The following is a 20,488-nucleotide window of genomic DNA, read 5'->3' as shown; positions in this document are numbered from 1 at the left end:
TAAGGTGGCTATTTTAAAAAAACGCGTTTTACACGTTGAGAAATGGAGGTAATGAGCTCGTAAGAAATGGTATTAGCTGTTTCTGCTAAAGTTTCAGCAGTTGAGTTCGCATCAAAAATAATGACTTCATCCCCTTCATTACAATCAATATTTGTAATGTTAACCATGATCATGTCCATACAAACATTCCCAATAATAGGAGCTTGCTGTCCATTTATGAAAACAAACCCTTTTTCATTTCCATAAATTCTACCAATACCATCGGCATGACCAATAGGGAGTGTTGCCGTTTTTTCAACAATGTCACTTTTATAAGCTCTATTATAACCAACAGATTCTCCTTTTTCAATGGTATGAATTTGAGAAATAACCGTTTTTAAAGACGCTATAGGTTTTAGGTTTTTGTTTTCTTTTTCAGAATTTCCAAACCCATATAATCCAATACCACTTCTTACCATATTTAAATGCGCTTCTGGAAAGTTTAGAATTCCAGATGTATTGCAAATATGAAGTAACGGTTTATAGCCAATTACTTTTGTTAATTTTTCAGTAATCGTTTTAAAACTTTCAATTTGATTTAAGGTGAATTCTTTTTCATTTAAATCTTCGCTAGCTGCTAGATGAGAAAATATTGATTTAACTTTTACTGTTTTGGTTTCGTCTAGCGTATTTTGAATGAAATTGATATCACTGTGACAAAACCCTAATCGGTTTAAACCCGTATTAAACTTGATGTGAATAGGATATTCTGTTTGTTTTTCATTATAAGCTATGCTAATAAATTCTTTTAATATTTTAGCATTAAAAATGCTAGGTTCTAAACAATTATCAATTAAAGTTTTAAAATTTATAGCTTGTGGATGTAAAACTAAAATAGGTTTGGTTATGCCAGCATTACGTAATGCAACCCCTTCGTTTGTATAAGCCACTGCAAAATAATCAGCACCTAAATCTTGTAAATGGTTTGCTATTTCGTTAGCATCACTACCATAAGCAAACGCTTTAACCACTGCTAAAAATTTGGTGTCTTTTTGTAATGCAGATTTAAGATATTCAAAATTATGCCGAAGTGCTTTTAAGTCAATTTCAAGCACAGTTTCTTGTGCTTTATTCATTTTTGTCTTTGTTTTTAGACGGTATTTCTTCGGCATCTTCTACATTCATGTTGCGCACTTTATCTCGCATAGTTGCTTTGTAATAAGCAGCTCTACTTAAAGGCTCATATTCATCAACTTCACCTAAAAGCACCAAATTGTCGCTTTTAGATTTCCGGTAACTGTATTGGGCTAAATTTCCAGTACGTGTACAAACAGCATGTACTTTAGTAACATAATCGGCCGTTGCCATAAGGTATGGCATAGGCCCAAACGGATTGCCTTTAAAGTCCATATCTAACCCAGCAACAATAACACGAATGCCTTTGTTGGCTAAATCATTACAAACTCGTACAATCTCGTCATCAAAAAACTGAGCTTCATCAATACCAACAACATCACAACCATCAGCTAAAATAGGAATATTGGCAGCCGCTGGAACGGGCGTCGAACGAATTTCGTTCTCATCATGAGAAACCACCATTTCTTCATTATAACGCACATCAATAGTGGGCTTAAAAATTTCTACTTTTTGCCTTGCAAATTGGGCGCGTTTAAGCCTTCGGATTAATTCTTCGGTTTTTCCAGAAAACATGGAGCCACAGATAACTTCAATCCATCCAAATTGTTCTTTATGATTTACGGTATTTTCAAGAAACATTTTGTAATTTTAGCACTAAAACAAAGCGATTATTCGTTTGTATAAAGGTGGCGCAAATTTATTAAAAATCAAAAGCCTAATTAGCATTAATTTTAAATTTTATAAATAATGAAGAAGAAGCTAGAGTCTGAATTAGTAAGTATAGCTCACAGAATTCTTAAATTAAAAGGAAAAGAAGATGTTATTAAAATGCATACTGAGGTTGCTGAGCTTTTTGAAAAGTTATCAGTTTTAAAGTTTGCGCATGAAAATTTTGAAGGTGATATACCAACTATTGGCAGCGATTCTTCATTTTTTGGTATGTTAGATCAAGCTTTTAATAATAAAGTAAGTGATAATATTGAAGTTGATGATAAAGTTTATATTAATTTAGATGAGACTGAAAATGATGATATTATGGAGTATGGGATAAAAACCATCAAAGATATGGTAGCACATATGCCAGAGGAAACAGAAAATATAGATACTGTTTTTGAAGATGCCATACCAAAACCAGATATTAAAAAAACCGATTTAGAAGATATTACGGCAGGATTTAAAGATATGCCTATTTTTGAACCTGTTTCAAAATCTTTAAATGGTTTTTCAAATGAGAAAAAATCATTAAACGATAAGTTGAATAGAGGTGGATTAAACATTGGACTTAACGATAAAATTGCATTTATTAAGCATTTGTTTAATGGTGAAAGTGAAGATTATGAGCGTGTTTTATCGCAGTTAAATACGTTTAATTCATTAAATGAAGCTACACATTTTATACAAAATATAGTTAAATTAGATTATAATAATTGGGCTACTAAAGAAGAGTTTGAAGCACGTTTTATGAGCATTATAGAAGCCAAGTTTGAATAATGAGTAAACTTTATATTGTACCCACACCCATAGGAAATTTAAAAGATATCACCTTTAGAGCTATTGAAGTTTTAAAAGACGTCGATTTAATTTTAGCTGAAGACACACGTACTTCGGGGAAGTTGTTAAAATATTACGAGATTTCTACACACATGCAATCGCACCATATGCATAACGAGCATAAAACGGTTGAAAATGTGATACAGAAAATAAAAGCAGGAACAACCGTTGCACTTATTAGTGATGCAGGAACACCAGCAATTTCAGACCCTGGGTTTTTGTTAACCAGAGCCTGTATAGAACACAATATAGAAGTTGATTGTCTTCCTGGAGCAACAGCCTTTGTACCTGCGTTAGTAAACTCAGGTTTACCTAACGATAAGTTTGTGTTCGAAGGTTTTTTACCTGTTAAAAAAGGCCGACAAACCCGATTATTATTACTTGCCGAAGAAACTAGAACCATTATTTTTTATGAAAGTCCGCATAAACTCATAAAAACACTCGGACACTTTTGCGAGTATTTTGGGGAAGATAGACAAGTATCAGTATCGAGAGAATTAACAAAATTATACGAAGAAACTATTAGAGGTACAGCCAAAGAGGTTTTAAAGCATTACAAAAACAAACCACCAAAAGGAGAAATAGTAATTGTAGTAGGTGGAAAAGCCAATAATGGGCATTTAAAAAAACAAAAATGAAGTTAGAAACATTTATTAATAAATTAAGAAGTACACCAAAAGCTATTGAGTTTTCAGAAACTATGGCTGTTATTGAAGCTAATTACAATTTTATGCCAACAGCGTTTAAAAATGGTGAGTTACAAAACGAAGCTGGGCAAAACTCAGGTTCTTGTAAGTTGTTTGCTTTTGCAAAATTGCAAAGTTTTACTAAAGAAGAAACGTTAGCGTGCTTTGGACAATATTATTTTGATGAGGTTTTGAATGACCTAAATGGTACAGGACATCAAAACATTAGAAACTTTATGAATACGGGGTTTGATGGGTTGGTTTTTGAAGGGGAGCCTTTAATTGAGAAGTGATTTAGGGTTATTTATGAGTTGTTGGTATTTTAGTATTTCTTCTGGATTGGTTTTAGCGTTAATGCGTTTTATTTCGTCTCCTGCTTCGTTGCGTTCAATAAAATAAAAATTATCGCCATCTTCTAACATTTGTATAAAAAGCTTTAAACTGCCGTCTTCATTATAAAATTTTGTCGCTTCAAAGTCATCATATGTTGATGATATATGTTCGGATAAAACTTTACCTCCTTGAATATACTGAGTTATTTTTTTACCATCATCTATAAACATTTGAGATTCGATATTACCTAATAAATCATAAGAAACTGATTCTATTACTTTTTCGTCTTTAATTTTAGATTCTGATTTTATTTTTCCATTTTCAAAATAACTTAAACTTTTTCCATATTTAATACCATTTTTGTAAGTGTTAATAGTTTTTAAATTTCCAGATAAAGCGAAAATTTTTTCATCACCGTTTAGTTTTCCATTTAAATAATTTGATTCTGAGAAAATCGATCCATTGCTATGAAAAATAATACTTGTACCATTTAAAATACCTTTATTAACTTTAAATTCTTCCCACTTTTTAAATTTATCACCCACAACATAATATCCATTTAATGGTTTTCTTGTTGTATTATCTTTATAAACAGCTATACCATTGTATGAATCTATAAAATATGAGTTTTTTTCTATTAATGTAAAGTTTAAGAAGTCTTCTTTCTGTTTGTCTTTACAGCTAAAAATCGTAATAAATATAATAGTGTAAATTGTTAAAAATTGTATATTAATAAGTTTCATGTTGTTTTGTTTTAAGTTTATTTAATAGCGAAACACTATAGTCTATACTCTAAAATCTAAATATGTTTTCCTTTCTCCCAACCATGTTTCCCTAAATATTGCTCACCACTTTCAACCGCGCCATCTTCAATAGTTGTTCCCATGCTATCATTCCATCTATTTAAATATCCAAATAATGAAATAACGCCTAACATTTCAACTATCTCACCTTCACCCCAATGTTCATATAAACGTTTTTTAATGTTTTCATCAACTCCATTTGGCACTTGACTAGCAGCTAAACTAAAATCTAAAGCAGCACGTTCGGCTTCGTTAAATGCAGGATGTGTTTTGTATTCCCAAATATTATCTAGCTGTTCTTGTTCTGCACCATAGCGTTCCGCAGCACGAATGGCATGTGCTTGACAATATCTACAACCTGTAGCATTACTACTTACCCAAGCAATCATGCGTTTTAAGGCCGATGTAACATTGCCTTCGTTAGCCATCACCGCTTTATTCAAATTAATAAAGGCTTTACTAATTGCCGGACGATGTTGCATAGTTAAAACCGAGTTTGGGCAAAACCCTAGGGTTTCATTAAAAAATTCGGCAAGGTTTTTGGTTTCCAAATCATGATTGGCAGATAAAGGTGTTACTAAAGGCATATTTTATATTTTTAGTAGTATTTTTGAATCTACAAGTAACAAAATATTTTTAAAAATGGCAGTTCAAATTAGTACTAAGTGGTTAGGAGCCATGAAGTTTGAAAGTACAAACCCGTCGGGGCATAATTTATTTATAGATGCTGGAGAAGAAAATGGAGGTAAAGGAGAAGGTTATCGTCCAAAAGCATTAATGCTTTCTGGATTGGCAGGTTGTTCAGGCTTAGATGTAGCCTCGTTAATAAAAAAAATGAAGCTAGAGGTTGAAGATTTTAAAATTGATATTGAAGCTAATTTAACTGATGAGCATCCAAAATTTTACGATAAAGTAGTGATGAGTTTTCATTTTTATGGAAATGATTTAAATGAAAAAAAGCTTCAAAAAGCAGTTGATTTATCTGTTGAAAAATATTGTGGCGTAATGGAAATGTTTCGCCAATTTTCAGAATTAACCGTAGAAACTCATTTTCATAATTCTTAGAAATGCGTTGGACGCTAAAACCAAAACCACAACCCGAAAAACTTAAAGTTTTAAAAGAAGCACTTCAGGTAGACGACGTTACTACAACTTTATTATTGCAGCGAGGTATTGAAAACTATGAAGATGCTAAACGTTTTTTTAGACCTAGTTTTGAAGATTTACACGATCCGTTCTTAATGAAGGATATGGATAAGGCAGTCGCACGCATTGAAAAAGCGATTGCCAATAAAGAAAATATTTTGGTTTATGGCGATTATGATGTTGATGGTACCACATCGGTAGCTTTAATGGCGTCGTACTTAAAAACAAAACACAATTTAGTTTATACCTATATTCCTAACAGATATGATGAGGGTTATGGTATCTCTTATAAAGGAATCAATTTTGCACAAGAAAATGATTTTTCGCTAATTATTGCTCTTGACTGTGGTATAAAAGCCGTAGAAAAAGTGGCGCATGCCAAAACCTTAGGTGTCGATTTTATTATTTGCGATCATCATAGGCCAGGAGCTGAAGTTCCAGATGCCGTTGCTGTTTTAGATCCTAAGCAAGACGATTGTAATTACCCGTATAAAGAGTTATGTGGTTGTGGTGTTGGTTTTAAGTTAATTCAAGCATTAGCTTCAAAAGAAGGTAAAACAGCCGAAGATTTAAGTGAATATTTAGATTTAGTAGCAACAGCAATTGGCGCCGATATTGTTCCTATTGATGGCGAAAATAGAGTTTTGGCTTATTTTGGATTAATGGTTATAAATACAAAACCTAGACCAGGTATTAAAGCTATTTTAGCTCAAGTAAAAAAGGCAGAACTTACTATTACCGATGTTGTATTTATTGTAGCACCTCGTATTAACGCGGCTGGGCGCATGAAGCATGGTAATTATGCGGTGACTTTATTAGTTGAAGAAGAAGAAGATTTAGCAACGAATTATGCTGCTGAGATTAATGAATATAATCTTGATAGACGTGAAATTGATAAAGAAATTACAAAAGAAGCTCTTAAGCAAATTGAAGAGCAAAAAGAACAGAACCGCCTTACTACTGTTGTTTACCATGAAGATTGGCATAAAGGTGTTATTGGTATTGTGGCTTCTAGATTAACAGAAACCTATTACAGACCTACTTTGGTTTTTACAAGAAGTGGCGATAAGTTAGCTGCCTCGGCACGATCTGTAAAAGGTTTTGATGTTTACAATGCTTTGGAAGCTTGTAGCGAACATATTGAGCAATTTGGAGGGCATAAATACGCAGCGGGTTTAACGCTGAAAGAAGAAAATTATGAAGCTTTTAAACAGGCTTTTGAAGATGAGGTTTCTAAAACTATTGATAGAAATTTATTAACTCCAGAAATTAAGATAGACACTCTAATTGAATTGGATGATATTACGCCTAAGTTTTATAGAATTTTAAAACAATTTGCTCCTTTTGGTCCTAGTAATATGACGCCTGTTTTTATGACTGAAAATTTAATTGATACGGGTTATGGAAAATGTGTTGGCGAAGATAAAACCCATTTAAGATTAACGGTTACCCAAGCAGAAGCTTCTACTAAGATAGTCTGTATTGGTTTTAGTATGGGAGATAAGCTTGAACTTATTTCTGATAAAAAACCATTTAGAGCTGTGTATTCTATTGATGAAAATGAATGGCAAGGAAATGTATCACTTCAATTGAAATTGCGAGATATTAAGGAATAAATTATGGCAAAAACAGATCCCTACGCAGCATTACGAATTAAAGAATTCAACATTTTTTTATTGTTGCGATTATTTTTAGTTTTTGGATGGTCTATGCAATTTATTGTTATTGAATGGGAGGTTTATAGTTTAACAAAAAACCCATGGAATTTGGCTTTAATAGGAGCCTGCGAATTTATTCCAGCATTTTTTATGGCACCTTTTGCAGGTCATATTGTAGATCAAAAAGAAAAACGAAATCTATTAGCAATTTGTATCGCCGCCTTTTCTTTTATTAGTTTAGGGTTGTTTTTATTAACCACTGATGGCGTTGTTGATAATTGGTCAACAAATGCTATTTTATATTCTGTTTATGCACTTGTTTTTTTTGGTGGTTTTTTACGTGCCTTTTTCGGCCCCACTATTTTTTCTTTAATAGCCTTAATTGTACCTAAAAAAATATATCCAAATGCCGCTACATGGAGTACAAGTATTTGGAAAACAGCAGCTGTTTTAGGTGCTCTTTTTGGAGGGTTTTTTATTCATTGGATAGGAGCAGATTATACTTTATGTCTGGTTTTTATTTTAGTATTGATATCGTTTGCTTTGGTTTTTCTAATTAAAAAGAAGCCTATTTTAAATAAAAAAATTGGCGAATCGGTAAAAGAGAGTTTAAAGGTTGGCATTCGATTTGTGTTTCAAAACAAGGCTATATTGGGTGCTTTAACGTTGGATATGATTGCGGTTTTATTTGGAGGAACGGTTGCTATTCTAGTTATTTTTGCACAAGATATTTTAGAAGTTGGAAGTCAAGGTTTAGGTATTTTAAATGCTTCAATATCTTTGGGAAGCATTATTACTATGTTTGTGACTACTTACATTCCTATAAGTAAAAATACAGGTAAAAAACTGCTTATTTCTATTTTTATATTTGGCTTAAGTATGATTGGTTTTGGCTTGTCTAAAGTGTTTTGGGTAAGTGTATTGATGTTGTTTATAAGTGGTGCTGTTGATGGTGTTTCTATGATAATTCGTCAAACTATTTTACAAATAAAAACACCAGATGACATGCGTGGACGCGTATCTTCTGTTAATTCTATGTTTGTTGGATCTTCTAACGAATTAGGTGCTTTTGAAAGTGGTTTAGCTGCTAAATTATTAGGACCTGTAGCTGCTGTAGTTTTTGGAGGCACTATGACTTTAATTACTGTTTTAACTATTGGTGCTAAGAACAAAACACTTAGAAACTTAGACTTAACTAAGGATATTGAGGCTCATGAGAATGAAGATGCTTAATATTTCTTCAACTCAAAATGTTCGCCATCAAAAGTACCATAGGTGTAATACTGAATCCAATCGCCTAGATTGATGTATTTTGAATTGTCGTTTAGATTCATTTCTAGCGGTAAATGCCGGTGACCAAACACAAAATAATCACGATGTTTTTCTTCAAGTTTTCGTTTACAGTAAATGGCTAACCATTCGTTTTCTTCTCCAAGAAATTTAGCATCATCGTCACCAGAAATCAATTTGTTTTTAACTGATAAATATTGTGCGATACGCATGCCAATATCTGGGTGTCCCCATTTAAAAAGCCATTTAAAAAACGGACTAATAAATACCTTTTTCATGCGTTTATAGCCTTTGTCGCCAGGACCTAAACCGTCGCCATGACCTATAAAAAATGTTTTATCGTTAAAAGTAAACTCTTTGGGTTTGTGGTAAACAGGAATGTTTAGTTCTTCTTCAAAATAGCCGTTCATCCATAAGTCGTGGTTGCCAACAAAATAGTGAATTGGAATTCCAGAATCTGATATTTCGGCAAGTTTACCTAAGGTTCTGGTGAATCCTTTTGGAACAACTGTTTTGTATTCGAACCAAAAATCGAATAAATCGCCTAGAAGGAAAATGGCAGCTGCATCATGCTTTATTTCGTCTAACCATGCTACGAATTTTTTTTCGCGCGGACGAGAAGCTTCTTGTGTAGGAGCTCCTAAATGGTTATCTGAAGCGAAATATATTTTTTTTCCTTTTGGAATTTGCATGTTGTAAATATAAATAAATTAGCCACGAATACACGAATATTTGTATTAGAACTATACTTCGCAGATGGGTTTGCGTTAGGGATTGAGCAATTGTTGGAGCGCCTCGCAGAGCGCGACTTGTGAAAGCCCGACCCTTTAGGGTAACGCCCTAAACGTTATCGAAAGCAAACCATTCGGCAAAAGAGCTATCGGTTTCCTGTAGTTTTAAAGAGTGTAAAGCAATATGTGATGGCAGGCGTTTCTTTATTTTTTTTGAAAAATCGATGACCATCATTTCGCTTGTTGGTTGATAATCTACCAGTAATACATTGTGTCCGCGGTCTTGAAGTTCTTTTGCAAGTTCTACATGCGGTGTGTTTTTATTGAAAACGGTGGCGTGGTCGAAAACATCTACAATTTCTTCTTTTACAATTTTTTTAAGGTCTCCAAAATCGATAACCATACCATACTTTACATGGTTTTTATCTGAAATAGGTTTGCCAAAAACAGTGACAGAAAGTTTGTAGCTATGGCCATGGACGTTTTTGCATTTACCGTCGTAGCCATAAAGGGCATGACCCGTTTCGAAAGAGAATTGTTTTGTTATGCGAATACCACTCATTATAAAGTATAGTTTAAAAATACAAAGATATTCATTTTGCTAAAGCAAATGGTTTTCTTTATGCTTAGAAGTATCTATTTATTTTGCTTATAAACTAGATAATTATCTGCGTTTTCGTCTGTTTACAACATAAACAATTATTAAAACTAGGGCTAGTACTAGAAACAATCCGTTTCCGCTTAAAAATGACATGATGTCCATAATTAGTCTTTATTAATTCTGTTTTTATTATATCTGTAAATTGCATAAGCTAATAATACTAGAACCACAAAAGGCAACATCGAGCCAATAAAAACACCTATTTCATATTCTTTACTAGGTGCGTTTTGAATTTTTTCTTCAATGTTAATGTCTTGTAGCAAAGCAATAAATAGCTGCATATTATTAGTTTAGTTATTGAACTTGTTTATTACAAAGTTAATTGTTTTGTGAAAGCTGTGTAAATGTTTTTCTGAATTTTATAATTAGCGGGATACCTCTTGCAATCATCCAGAAGGAAAGTGCTATAAAAATACCGTGTAGTTTGTAACCAATACTATCTAGCCAAAAAAGAATGGGTATAAAAACTATGAATGTAGAAAACAGCAGTACATTTCTTAAATGCATCATTTTGCCTAAGCCTTTAAAAATACCGTCAAAAATAAAAGCTAAAGCGCATATAGGTTGCATGATAAGAACTAACCAAAACGAATTGTAAAACAGACTTAAAACTTCAGGGTCTTTAGAAAAAAGGCGCCCTAAAGGGTAATAGAAAATAGCTCCAGTTATAGCCATAGCAATGCCAATAACAATACCGTATTTAATTAATTTAGTGCTTAGTTTTAGAAGGGAACTATAGTCTTTAGCTCCTAATAATTTTCCAGATAAAATATTACCTGCACTAGCATAACCGTCGATAAAAAAAGCGCCAAAAAACCATAGGTTTATGGCTATAGTATAGGCTGCAATATATGCTGCTCCGTAACCTGTGGCAAAGCGTGTAGCAAAATAAAGCGTTGTGTTTAGTGCTATGGTTCTAACAATTAAATTTAGAATCATGATGATGAATCGGTTAATTTCCTTGTTTAAAGGAAAGCTTAATTTTAAAGGAATACTTGTTTTTTTAAGTAAATAATATGCCGATAATAGTGCCATTATACATTGTGCAACAAGACTAGCGTAAGCAGCACCTTTTATATGCATTGCAGGGATGTAATTTTGAATGCCAAATACAAGAATATAGTCTAAAACAATATTTATGAAGGCGCCAATAATGGCAATAATCATGGGGTAATAGGTGTTTTGTAAGCCTCTAAAAGTTCCGAAAATAGCAATAGTAAATAAGGAAAAAGGAAAACCGAAAACACGAATTTTATAATAGTCTATACTGTATTCTAAAATGAGGTCTGATGCGTTATATAGTTTAAAAATGCTTTCAGCAAAAGGATAGGTTATTATAATAATTAAAACACTTAATGATGTAATTATAAAAATGGCTTGAGCTGGTAAGTTTTTAATTTTTTCTAGATTATTAGCACCTACATATTGAGATACTATAGACGAAATGGCACTTCGTGTTTGCCCTAATACCCAAACCAACATAGAAATGAAGGCACCAACAATGCCTACGGCTGCTAACGATTCGGTGGCGTTACCGTTAATATTTCCAACAATAGCGGTGTCTGTAATAGATAAGATGGGTTCTGATATTCCAGAAATTAAAGCAGGAATAGCTAATTTGTTAATATGTTTTAAACTGATGTTTGTACTCATAAAACAAGTTCGTAACAGTAAAACGGATGTTTACTTTGATTAGGAAAATAAATAGGAGCTAATTGTTTGTAACCACGACGTTCATAAAATTTCAAATTCCGTGTATTTTGCGAAAAGGTATCTAATCTTATAGAAGCGGCATTGTTTTTTACAGCATAATCTTCTGCGTATTGCATGAGTTGTTGTGCATAACCTTGTCCTTGGTGTTTTGGGTGAATAGCTAATCGATGTATGTAAATATTATTGTTGTTTTTAACAAGCCATAACACAGGCTTGTATACATCATCCATAAAAGTTGATATAGTTATGCATCCAATAACAGTGTTTTCTATGTCTAAAACATATAATTCATTTCGGTTAAGATCTTTAATAAAGGCTTCTTTATTAGGATATACGGCATTCCATTGATAAATATTTTTATCAATTAAATTACTAGCGCAAGCTTTTGTAATTAAGATTAGATTTTTAATATCTAAAGCGGTTGCTTTCCGAATCATTTAAAAGTTTTACTTTTACGCCAAATTTATTGTAAATTTAGCTATCAAACTTTATAGATATGAAGAATATTTTAGTTCCTGTAGGATCGTCAAAAAATGCATTAAGTCATTTACAGTATGCCGTAGACTTTGCAGAAGCTTTTGGGGCAAAACTTTTTATTGTGCAAGTATACAATGTGTATACGAAAGCAGGAACCATGATTAAGGTTGACCATATTATTGAACGTGAAAGCAAAGAGTTTTTAAATAATTTGGTTTCTAAAATTGATACTAAAAGTGTTGATGTTGCGGTTCGGGTTTTAAAAGGAAAATTAATTCCTACCTTAGAGTTAGCCTGTAAAACTGCGAATATTGATTTGATTTTGGTAGAACCGAGAACAAATTCTATTAAAGATGAAGTCTTTTTAGGAAAAACATCGGGGAAAATTATAAAACAAACACAAATACCGGCGCTTATAGTTCCAGAAGGTTATGTTTTTAGACCTATAAAAAGTATTTTATTGGCATTAAAATCGGCTATTATAAAAAAGGAAAATGCTTTAGGTCAATTAATCGATATAAAGAATAATTTTGAGGCTGTTGTTAATTTATTGTTAGTTAAAACAATGTATTATAATGATGGTGATTTTGAGGTTACTGAGACTTTAAACAATATTGTTTCAACTACAACACAAAGTGAAAATGCAACTACATTTCAAGGTGCTTTAGAACATTTTCAAACCCATAATCCAGACTTGTTATGCGTGGTAAGACGCAAGAGAGGTTTCTTTACTAAGAAGTGGGAAAAAAATACGATACTTAAAAAGGATTTCCATAGTAAAAGACCTGTTTTAGTTTTAAGAGGTTTGAAATAATAATTGGGGATGTAGCTCAGTTGGCTAGAGCGCTTGACTGGCAGTCAAGAGGTCGTGGGTTCGAATCCCATCTTCTCCACGTTTTAAAAGCTTCAGAAGTTCAGACTTTTGGAGCTTTTTTATTTTAGTGTTGAATTAATAAATTTTTGAGTTCGATTAACATATTTTTGGATATGTTATTTATTTTTAAGTAATTTATAAATGTTTTTATGACACTTATAAATAGTGTTAAATAAAATTTCAGATTCATAGAGTTAAAACCAATGGCATGATTATGTTTAAAACAGTTTTTTTTAAATTTTTAGTAATCTTTTTTGTTTCAATTTTAACAGTCTATTCTCAAGAAAAGATTACAAAATTAACAATAAATAATAGTGAGGATTCTCCAGTTATAAATAAACATATTTATGGTCATTTTGCAGAACACTTAGGGCGTTGTATTTATGATGGCTTTTTTGTTGGAGACACTTCTAAAATAGCAAATACTAATGGTGTACGAAATGATATTATTGAAGCTTTAAAAGCTTTAAAAATTCCTAATTTACGTTGGCCTGGAGGCTGTTTTGCAGATACCTATCATTGGAAAGATGGTATAGGCCCTCAAGAAGGTAGGCCAACTATCGTAAATCAATGGTGGGGTGGAGTAACCGAAGATAATAGTTTTGGAACACATGATTTTTTAAATATGTGTGAACTACTAGAGACAGAACCTTATTTATCAGGTAATGTGGGAAGTGGTACCGTTCAAGAATTAGCAGATTGGGTTCAATACACCAACTTTGGAGGTAAAAGCCCAATGAGCGATTTACGTAAAAAAAATGGAAGAAGCGAACCTTGGAAAGTAAAATATTGGGGCATTGGAAATGAAGCATGGGGTTGTGGAGGAAACATGACAGCAAGTTATTATGCAAACGAATATAGAAAATACGCCACTTTTATATCAGATTGGAATAATACTGGTGGATTAAAGCGGATTGCATCTGGTGCAAGTAGTGATGATTATGAATGGACAGAAACTTTGATGAAAAATATTCCTAATAATATGCTAGGAGGTTTAGCATTGCATCATTATTCGGTTATAGATTGGAAAAATAAAGGAGATGCGGTAAGTTTTACTGAAGATCAATATTTTGCAACAATGACTGAGGCTTTAAAAATGGAAGAGCTAGTTACAAAGCATGCTGCCATTATGGATAAATACGATCCAAAGAAAAAAATTGATTTGGTAGTGGATGAATGGGGTGGATGGTATAGTGTTGAAGAAGGAACAAATCCAGGGTTTTTATATCAACAAAACACCATGAGAGATGCTGTTTTAGCAGGTGTTACGCTTAATATTTTTAATAATCACGCCGATAGAGTGCGTATGGCAAATTTAGCACAAACTGTAAATGTTTTACAAGCTGTTATTCTAACAGACAAAGCTAAAATGATTTTAACACCAACATATTATGTCATGCAAATGTATGCGGTTCATCAAGATGCTAAGTTGCTGCCATTAATCTTTGAATCTCCAATGTATAATTATAGCGGAAAATCACTTCCTGCAATATCGGTTTCTGCTTCAAAAGATGCTAACGAGTTTATACATATTTCTTTAGTGAATATTGATGCTAATAAAGAAAATATAATAGAAATTGATTTAAAAGAATTTAGTATTAAAAACGTTTCAGCATCTATTATTAGTTCAAAAAAACTACAAGATTATAATTCTTTTGATAATCCTGAAAACATACAACCAACCAATTATAAAGGGTTTAAAATTAAAAATGGAAAGCTTCATGTTGTAGTACCTCCTTTTTCGGTTATTGTTTTAGAAGGAAAAAAATAATCAGTATTTTAAAATAAATCAGCTAAATAAAAAAAGTATATTATGAATAGATTAAAAAATAGTATCTATGCTTTTTCATTAATGGGAATAGCGCTTTTAAGTGTACAATGTAAAAGTGATAAGAAAAAAGATACAGAAGTAATTCCTCAAAATAAAACAGTAAACATGGTAACAATTTCAAAGGAAGCTTATGGTGTAACATCAGATAGTATTGTCGTAGATAAGTATATAATGAAAAATGAAAAAGGTATGGAAATTAGTGTCATTACTTATGGTGGCATTATTACCTCTTGGACAGCACCAGATAGAAATAATAATTATAAAGATATTGTTTTAGGGTATAATTCTTTAGAAGAATACGAAAAAGAAACACCATTTTTTGGAGCCTTAATAGGAAGATACGGTAACCGAATTGCAAAAGGTAAATTTTCATTGGATGGAACTGAATATACATTAGCAACTAATAATGATGCTAACCATTTACATGGAGGTGATAAAGGGTTTGATAAAGTAGTTTGGAATGCTGCTGAAACAAAAACCGATAGCACAGCATCATTAGTGCTTACGTATTTAAGTGAAGATATGGAAGAAGGTTATCCGGGTAATTTAGAAACCAAAGTAACTTATACACTTACAAATGATAATGAATTACAAGTAGTGTATGAAGCAACTACCGATAAGAAAACGATTGTAAATTTAACACAACATTCATATTTTAACTTAACGGGCGATTTTTCTAAAACAATATTAGATCAAGAAATTACTATAAATGCAGATAAATTGGTGCCAGTTGATGCAACATTAATTCCTACAGGAGAATTGACTGATGTAACAAATACGCCTTTTGATTTTAGAGTGCCAAAAGCTATTGGAAAAGACATTAATGTTAAAGACGAACAATTAGAAAGAGGCTTAGGTTATGATCATTGTTGGGTGTTAAATAATCAAAATGTAGGTGTAAGACTAGTAGCATCTGCGTATGAAAAAGAAAGCGGAAGACTTTTAGATGTTTATTCTGATGAGCCAGGTATTCAATTATATACAGGAAACTTTTTAGATGGAACATTACCTAACAAACAAGGAGGGACTTATGCACATAGAACAGGTTTTTGTTTAGAAACACAACATTATCCAGATTCTCCAAATCAAGAAAATTTCCCTACTACGGTATTAAACCCTGGAGAGAAATATATTTCTAAAACATCATTTAAATTTTCTGCAAAATAAATTGTAAATATTTAAATAAATATTATATAAAAAATCCCCGTAATGATAGCATTACGGGGATTTTAATTTTTATTTAAAAAGAGAAAAATTAAAACCATTTTCTTCTAACTTTTTATACTTTTTATAATCAAATTTATATAAAAAAGCCCCTTTTTTAGAGCCAGACATATCCTTTTCGTTTAAAGGAATAAGGAGCTTTAAAGAGAGTAATTTTTTTCTAAAATTTCTAGAATCTAGTTTCTTTTGATGAATGACCTCATAAAGATTTTGTAATTGTGGTATGGTAAACTTTTTTGGTAATAATTCAATACCAATAGGGTAAAATTTAGATTTTCTACGTAAACGGTTTAAAGCGTCTTCAACCATTTCATTATGGTCTAAAACAAGCTTAGGAAGCTTATCAACCTCATACCAAAGTGCTCCATGTTTATCTACAAGTTCTTTGTCGTATTCATCTATGCGAATTAAAGCATATTGCCCAATAGATATACAGCGTGCTCCAGAATCTCTATCAACCTCAGTATAGGTTTTTAGCTCTTCCATAAAAATATTATCAAGTCCTGTAATTTCTTTTAAAACTCTATGAGCTGCTTGAGGTGCTGTTTCATTAGGTTTTACAAAACTACCAATAAGAGATAATTCGCCTTTTAAAGGATTTACAAGTCTTTCAAAAACAAGAAGTTTTAAAATGCCTTCATCAAAACCGAAAATAATACAATCTGTAGCAATAAATATTTTTTCAGCATTTTCATACCAATTAATTTTAGTTATTTGTTTAGTTGTCATTATTTATTGCTTTAAAAAGTCTGTGGTTATTTTTATTACTTGGTTTAAATGATCTGGTAATGAATCTTTGCTCCAAGGATGTTGGCCTCCAAAAACATGATTTGCACCTTCTATAAGTTTTAATTGGCTATTAGAATTCCATTTATGAAGGTTTTTTGCTTCATCAATTAATACGCTTGTATCATTGGTGCCATGAATTATTAAATGGGGTATGCTTAAATTAGATACTGCTCGTTTTATAGTTAGGCGTTCTTCATTTTTTATAAAGTCTTCGTAAAACTGATAATAATGTGGCATTTGTTGCTTTGTTCGTCCGTTTAAGACGTATTTAACACCGTCTTTTTTCCATTGTTTTAAATCGCCTGTTGTTGATGTTCTTTTACCAAAACTACTAACGCCTGCTAAACTAATAACTTTTTTAATTAGATTATTTTCTTCTGCTTTTATAGAAACTATACCTCCGGCTCTACTGTGTCCTATTAAGTTAATATTTGTTATGTTTGAAATATTCTTTATGGTATCATTCTCAGAAACCCAGTTAATTACAGATTCTAAATCGTCTAATTCTTTTGTGTAATTATTATTCCCAAAAGCTTCAAGGTCTGGAAAATCTATGGGCTGTTCTATAGTACCGCCATTATGAGAAAAGTTGAATTTTATAAAACAGAAATTAGCTTTAGCATAAGCTTCTGCCATTACATTCCAAGCGCCCCAATCTTTAAAGCCTTTATAGCCGTGACAAAATATGATAATTGGTAGGTTTGCTTTATTTTGAAGCTGCGTAACATCTACCAAAATAGGTTTTTGATGCTTGCCTTCAATTATAAAATTTTGTTTTAAAATCATTTACACTTCTTTTTCTGTAAAAGGAATATTAATATTACAAATCTCTAAAATAAGATGTTTCAGTTCTTTATAAAAATTATCAAGGGTTTCATTCGTAATTAATGTGTCTTTTTTAGCATAATTACCAGGTTTATCCTTTTTAGCAAATTTTAAAAATCCAGCACTTAAGTTTTTAAAAGAAATAATACCAGCTTCAATAGGAAGGTTTACATCTTTAGAAAGTTGCATCATATAGGCATAAGTTAGTATTTGAAAGCTTTTGCTATATTTGGTATAATCTGTGTTTATGTCTTCCCAATTTACAACTTCTACCTTATTTTGTTCTACACGTCCAGTTTTATAATCTATTATTCGGGTTATGCCATTGTATGCGTCTACTCTATCTACTTTTCCTGTAAGTATTACCGGGAAATCTAATTCTGGTATATCAATTTGTACTCTGTTTTCTAATTCTATAGCAAGTATTTTTATCTCGTTACCAGCTTTCAGTTCTTTTATTTCCATGTCTAAGAAATTAGAAACATAGCGTTTAGCAATTTCATAAATAATTAGATTTTTTCCTTTAGTAATGTCACCTTCTTTATAAACATCAGAAAAGTGATGTGTTACGGTTTTATCAATATCTTTTTTAAGATTTTTGATAATTTCAACCGATAAAAACGAACCTATTAATGGTTTGTAAAAATCTTCAAGAGTATTATGTACAACGGTTCCTAAAGTGTTGGCTGCAACAGTTTCTTCAACATCATTATGTTCTCTAATTTTTAAAATTTTCTGATAATAAAAATCAATAGGATTCCTAATATAATTGGTGAGCGATGATGGAGAAAACCCTTTTTCAGCAAGTTCTTTAAGTTTTAATTGTAAATCTGGTGTCTTTTCAACAACATTTAGAGTAGGTGTAATTACAGGAACTTGTGGCGTTATTATTTGATGATTAATATGGTGAATACCTTCTAATTCTAATTGCGTAATAAATCTGCTTTTTTCACCACCTGTTAAAATATCGGCTTCCGTATTGTAAAGAATATAAACGTTTTTTGCGCGCTGTAAAAGGCGATAAAAATGGTAGGTGTAAACCGCATCTTTTTCTTTATAAGTAGGTAAGCTGTTTTCTATTTTAACATCAAAAGGAATAAAAGAATTATTACTTTTTCCTGACGGAAGTACGCCTTCGTTAACAGATGATATAATAACGGTTTCAAAATCTAGAACACGAGATTCTAACATGCCCATAATTTGTAAACCTTGTAATGGTTCGCCTTGAAAGTCTAAAGTTTCAGAGCTTAATAATTCTTTATAAATACTAAATAAGGTTGATACATCTTTAATATGATTATAATCTGTATTTAATCTTATAAGCTCATTGAATAATTCGTTAAAACGAAATAAATACTCTAGTGAAAGGATATTAGAATCTTTGTCGCTATCTAAATAGTTTTTTATGGTTAGTATTAATTGTGAGCAGTTTTTTAGAGCTAAACCAATTGATGTTTCCCAATTGGAAAATAACAAATCAATAATTTTATTTGACTTTTTTGCTATTTGTTTTAAACGTACTGTTGTTAAATAAACAATATTATTAGCATCTATGGTTTCTATTATTTGTGATGAGTAATCTACATCGTCAATTAAGAATAAAGGTCTTATAAATTGATGCGATAGAATATTAACAACATCTTTATAATAGAAAGTGTTTGATTGGTTTTTATGAATATGAAATAAGGCTTCAAAAAGCGAGGATAAAGGAATATTTTTTAACGGAAACCCCATGGTTATATTTAGGGCTTCAATGTTTTTAGGAATTGAATTTAATACAGGAATTAATAAGTTTTCATCACCTAAAATTACGGCTGTATTTTGTAGCGACTTATTTTCTTTTTCTATTGATTTTAATAAGGATCCAATATATTTAGCTTGTCCTATATTTTTTGGAATTCCAAAAATTGAGATATTTTTTTCTTTTGAATAATTAGTAGTTACCCAATTAAAAGGATTGTTTTCAAAGTGTTTCCAATTTGTTTTGTGTTCTCTTGTAAATAAAGCTGCATCATGTTTAGGATTGTTTATAAAAACAGCATCTATATCCCAATAGGTTTTTGCTAGTTTGTTTTCAAGTAGTTCTTGTATTATGGTTTCTTCTGCCGTATTTAGAGCGTTAAAGCCTAAAAAAACATGTTGCTTTTCAGAATTATTGTTAATATAAGTTTTTAAATTATTGACTGCCTGTCTATAGATTAAACCTTGATAACCTATCTTTTGATTTAAAAGCGCTTCTGTAAAGTGATTATAATAGTTGTAGAGTTTATTCCAAAAGGATAAATAGTTTTTTACAAACTCTGTTTTTTCTTCTTCTAAAGACCAGTGTTTTAAATCTTGTATAGCACTTAAATAATTAAATATTTTATCTTGAGGAATTAAGTATCTGTCTATTTCATTAAAATCTTGAAGTAATATTTGTGCCCATTTTGAAAAAGATTCAAAAGAATCCTGTTTTTCTTTTTTTGTTAATTTGGTATAACTATTATAAAACTCAAAAAGGAGTTCGGTATTTGAAACTGTTTTTAGTTTAGAGAGTTCTTCAACAAATTCTTCAATGCTAATAATCTCAGGAGAAAAAATGGTTTGGTTAGTAGTTTTTGAAAGTTGATGTTTTAAAAATACACCAGCTCTTTTACTAGGAAGTACAAAAGTTACTTGAGAAAGATTTACATGGTTATTTTGTAAATCTTTTAAAACATCAAAAATGAAAGTTGTCATTCTATAAAAATAAAAAACGCTTCGGATATCCGAAGCGTTTTTTGTAAAACTTATTTATT

21 protein-coding genes and 1 tRNA gene are annotated in these 20,488 nt (G+C 31.4%); 10 read left to right on the top strand and 12 right to left on the bottom strand.

What is annotated here, in order from left to right:
• Nucleotides 1-8: 8 nt before the first annotated feature.
• Nucleotides 9-1,115 carry an alanine racemase gene (gene alr / locus ACH5TW_RS09355; protein WP_439336234.1) on the bottom strand — a complete coding sequence of 369 codons (1,107 nt, stop codon included), beginning with the start codon at nt 1,113-1,115 and terminating at the stop codon, nt 9-11.
• On the bottom strand, nt 1,108-1,755 hold the full coding sequence (locus tag ACH5TW_RS09350; protein ID WP_439336233.1) for a thymidine kinase: 648 nt from the start codon (nt 1,753-1,755) through the stop codon (nt 1,108-1,110). The genes alr and ACH5TW_RS09350 overlap by 8 nt, the downstream gene beginning before the upstream one ends.
• A 108-nt stretch (nt 1,756-1,863) precedes the next feature.
• On the opposite strand from ACH5TW_RS09350, the gene ACH5TW_RS09345 reads away from it, so the two are divergent.
• The 3 genes from ACH5TW_RS09345 to ACH5TW_RS09335 are packed head-to-tail and all read left to right on the top strand — an operon-like array spanning nt 1,864 to nt 3,646.
• Nucleotides 1,864-2,607: a DUF8457 domain-containing protein gene (locus tag ACH5TW_RS09345; protein WP_439336232.1), complete on the top strand. Its 744-nt coding sequence runs from the start codon at nt 1,864-1,866 to the stop codon at nt 2,605-2,607.
• On the top strand, nt 2,607-3,305 hold the full coding sequence (rsmI, locus tag ACH5TW_RS09340) for a 16S rRNA (cytidine(1402)-2'-O)-methyltransferase (RefSeq protein WP_439336231.1): 699 nt from the start codon (nt 2,607-2,609) through the stop codon (nt 3,303-3,305). The genes ACH5TW_RS09345 and rsmI overlap by 1 nt, the downstream gene beginning before the upstream one ends.
• Nucleotides 3,302-3,646, top strand: a complete 345-nt coding sequence (locus tag ACH5TW_RS09335; protein WP_439336230.1) for a HopJ type III effector protein — start codon at nt 3,302-3,304, stop codon at nt 3,644-3,646. The genes rsmI and ACH5TW_RS09335 overlap by 4 nt, the downstream gene beginning before the upstream one ends.
• On the opposite strand, the gene ACH5TW_RS09330 is transcribed toward ACH5TW_RS09335, so the two are convergent.
• Nucleotides 3,632-4,429 carry a toxin-antitoxin system YwqK family antitoxin gene (locus ACH5TW_RS09330; RefSeq protein ID WP_439336229.1) on the bottom strand — a complete coding sequence of 266 codons (798 nt, stop codon included), beginning with the start codon at nt 4,427-4,429 and terminating at the stop codon, nt 3,632-3,634. The genes ACH5TW_RS09335 and ACH5TW_RS09330 overlap by 15 nt on opposite strands.
• A gap of 56 nt (nt 4,430-4,485) precedes the next feature.
• A complete protein-coding gene (locus tag ACH5TW_RS09325) occupies nt 4,486-5,076 on the bottom strand; it encodes a carboxymuconolactone decarboxylase family protein (protein WP_439336228.1) in 591 nt (196 codons plus the stop codon).
• 55 nt (nt 5,077-5,131) lie between these two features.
• Between ACH5TW_RS09325 and ACH5TW_RS09320 the strand changes: the two genes are divergently transcribed.
• Genes ACH5TW_RS09320 through ACH5TW_RS09310 form a run of 3 tightly spaced genes read left to right on the top strand, consistent with a single transcriptional unit; the run spans nt 5,132 to nt 8,526 of the window.
• A complete protein-coding gene (locus ACH5TW_RS09320) occupies nt 5,132-5,554 on the top strand; it encodes an OsmC family protein (RefSeq protein WP_439336227.1) in 423 nt (140 codons plus the stop codon).
• Between the two features lie 2 nt (nt 5,555-5,556).
• Nucleotides 5,557-7,251 (top strand): single-stranded-DNA-specific exonuclease RecJ, encoded by a 1,695-nt coding sequence (gene recJ, locus ACH5TW_RS09315; protein ID WP_439336226.1) that lies wholly within the window; start codon nt 5,557-5,559, stop codon nt 7,249-7,251.
• A gap of 3 nt (nt 7,252-7,254) precedes the next feature.
• Nucleotides 7,255-8,526, top strand: a complete 1,272-nt coding sequence (locus tag ACH5TW_RS09310; RefSeq protein WP_439336225.1) for an MFS transporter — start codon at nt 7,255-7,257, stop codon at nt 8,524-8,526.
• Here the strand turns inward: ACH5TW_RS09310 and ACH5TW_RS09305 are convergent.
• The 5 genes from ACH5TW_RS09305 to ACH5TW_RS09285 form a co-directional block, all read right to left on the bottom strand.
• Complete coding sequence (locus ACH5TW_RS09305; protein WP_439336224.1) at nt 8,523-9,275, bottom strand: UDP-2,3-diacylglucosamine diphosphatase; 753 nt, start codon at nt 9,273-9,275, stop codon at nt 8,523-8,525. The genes ACH5TW_RS09310 and ACH5TW_RS09305 overlap by 4 nt on opposite strands.
• A gap of 148 nt (nt 9,276-9,423) precedes the next feature.
• Complete coding sequence (locus tag ACH5TW_RS09300) at nt 9,424-9,876, bottom strand: 6-pyruvoyl trahydropterin synthase family protein (RefSeq protein WP_439336223.1); 453 nt, start codon at nt 9,874-9,876, stop codon at nt 9,424-9,426.
• A 203-nt stretch (nt 9,877-10,079) separates the two neighbouring features.
• A complete protein-coding gene (locus tag ACH5TW_RS09295) occupies nt 10,080-10,256 on the bottom strand; it encodes a hypothetical protein (RefSeq protein ID WP_439336222.1) in 177 nt (58 codons plus the stop codon).
• Between the two features lie 37 nt (nt 10,257-10,293).
• Nucleotides 10,294-11,628, bottom strand: coding sequence for an MATE family efflux transporter (locus tag ACH5TW_RS09290; protein WP_439336221.1), 1,335 nt, complete (start codon nt 11,626-11,628; stop codon nt 10,294-10,296).
• Nucleotides 11,625-12,125: a GNAT family N-acetyltransferase gene (locus ACH5TW_RS09285; RefSeq protein ID WP_439336220.1), complete on the bottom strand. Its 501-nt coding sequence runs from the start codon at nt 12,123-12,125 to the stop codon at nt 11,625-11,627. The genes ACH5TW_RS09290 and ACH5TW_RS09285 overlap by 4 nt, the downstream gene beginning before the upstream one ends.
• Before the next feature lie 59 nt (nt 12,126-12,184).
• On the opposite strand from ACH5TW_RS09285, the gene ACH5TW_RS09280 reads away from it, so the two are divergent.
• The 4 genes from ACH5TW_RS09280 to ACH5TW_RS09265 all read left to right on the top strand — a co-directional run bounded on the left by ACH5TW_RS09280 (nt 12,185) and on the right by ACH5TW_RS09265 (nt 16,037).
• Complete coding sequence (locus tag ACH5TW_RS09280) at nt 12,185-12,979, top strand: universal stress protein (protein WP_439336219.1); 795 nt, start codon at nt 12,185-12,187, stop codon at nt 12,977-12,979.
• 5 nt (nt 12,980-12,984) lie between these two features.
• Nucleotides 12,985-13,058: transfer RNA gene (locus ACH5TW_RS09275), tRNA-Ala, on the top strand.
• Nucleotides 13,059-13,253: 195 nt separating this feature from the next.
• Complete coding sequence (locus ACH5TW_RS09270; RefSeq protein WP_439336218.1) at nt 13,254-14,810, top strand: alpha-N-arabinofuranosidase; 1,557 nt, start codon at nt 13,254-13,256, stop codon at nt 14,808-14,810.
• Between the two features lie 42 nt (nt 14,811-14,852).
• The gene (locus ACH5TW_RS09265; RefSeq protein WP_439336217.1) at nt 14,853-16,037 is read left to right on the top strand and encodes an aldose epimerase family protein; all 1,185 of its coding nucleotides are present in this window, start codon (nt 14,853-14,855) and stop codon (nt 16,035-16,037) included.
• A 69-nt stretch (nt 16,038-16,106) separates the two neighbouring features.
• On the opposite strand, the gene ACH5TW_RS09260 is transcribed toward ACH5TW_RS09265, so the two are convergent.
• From ACH5TW_RS09260 to ACH5TW_RS09250, 3 genes are read right to left on the bottom strand one after another with little or no spacing between them, the layout of a single operon-like run.
• A complete protein-coding gene (locus tag ACH5TW_RS09260) occupies nt 16,107-16,823 on the bottom strand; it encodes an NUDIX hydrolase (RefSeq protein ID WP_439336216.1) in 717 nt (238 codons plus the stop codon).
• Between the two features lie 3 nt (nt 16,824-16,826).
• Complete coding sequence (locus tag ACH5TW_RS09255) at nt 16,827-17,669, bottom strand: alpha/beta hydrolase family protein (RefSeq protein WP_439336215.1); 843 nt, start codon at nt 17,667-17,669, stop codon at nt 16,827-16,829.
• Nucleotides 17,670-20,429 (bottom strand): PD-(D/E)XK nuclease family protein, encoded by a 2,760-nt coding sequence (locus ACH5TW_RS09250; protein ID WP_439336214.1) that lies wholly within the window; start codon nt 20,427-20,429, stop codon nt 17,670-17,672. It abuts the gene before it with no gap.
• Nucleotides 20,430-20,488: the final 59 nt, after the last annotated feature.

Origin of the sequence: Thalassobellus sediminis, assembly GCF_044386045.1 — a bacterium.
Classification (GTDB): Bacteria; Bacteroidota; Bacteroidia; order Flavobacteriales; family Flavobacteriaceae; genus Thalassobellus; species Thalassobellus sediminis.
The sequence above is the reverse complement of the archived record's forward strand: the minus strand, read 5'-3'. Positions and strand labels throughout refer to the sequence as shown.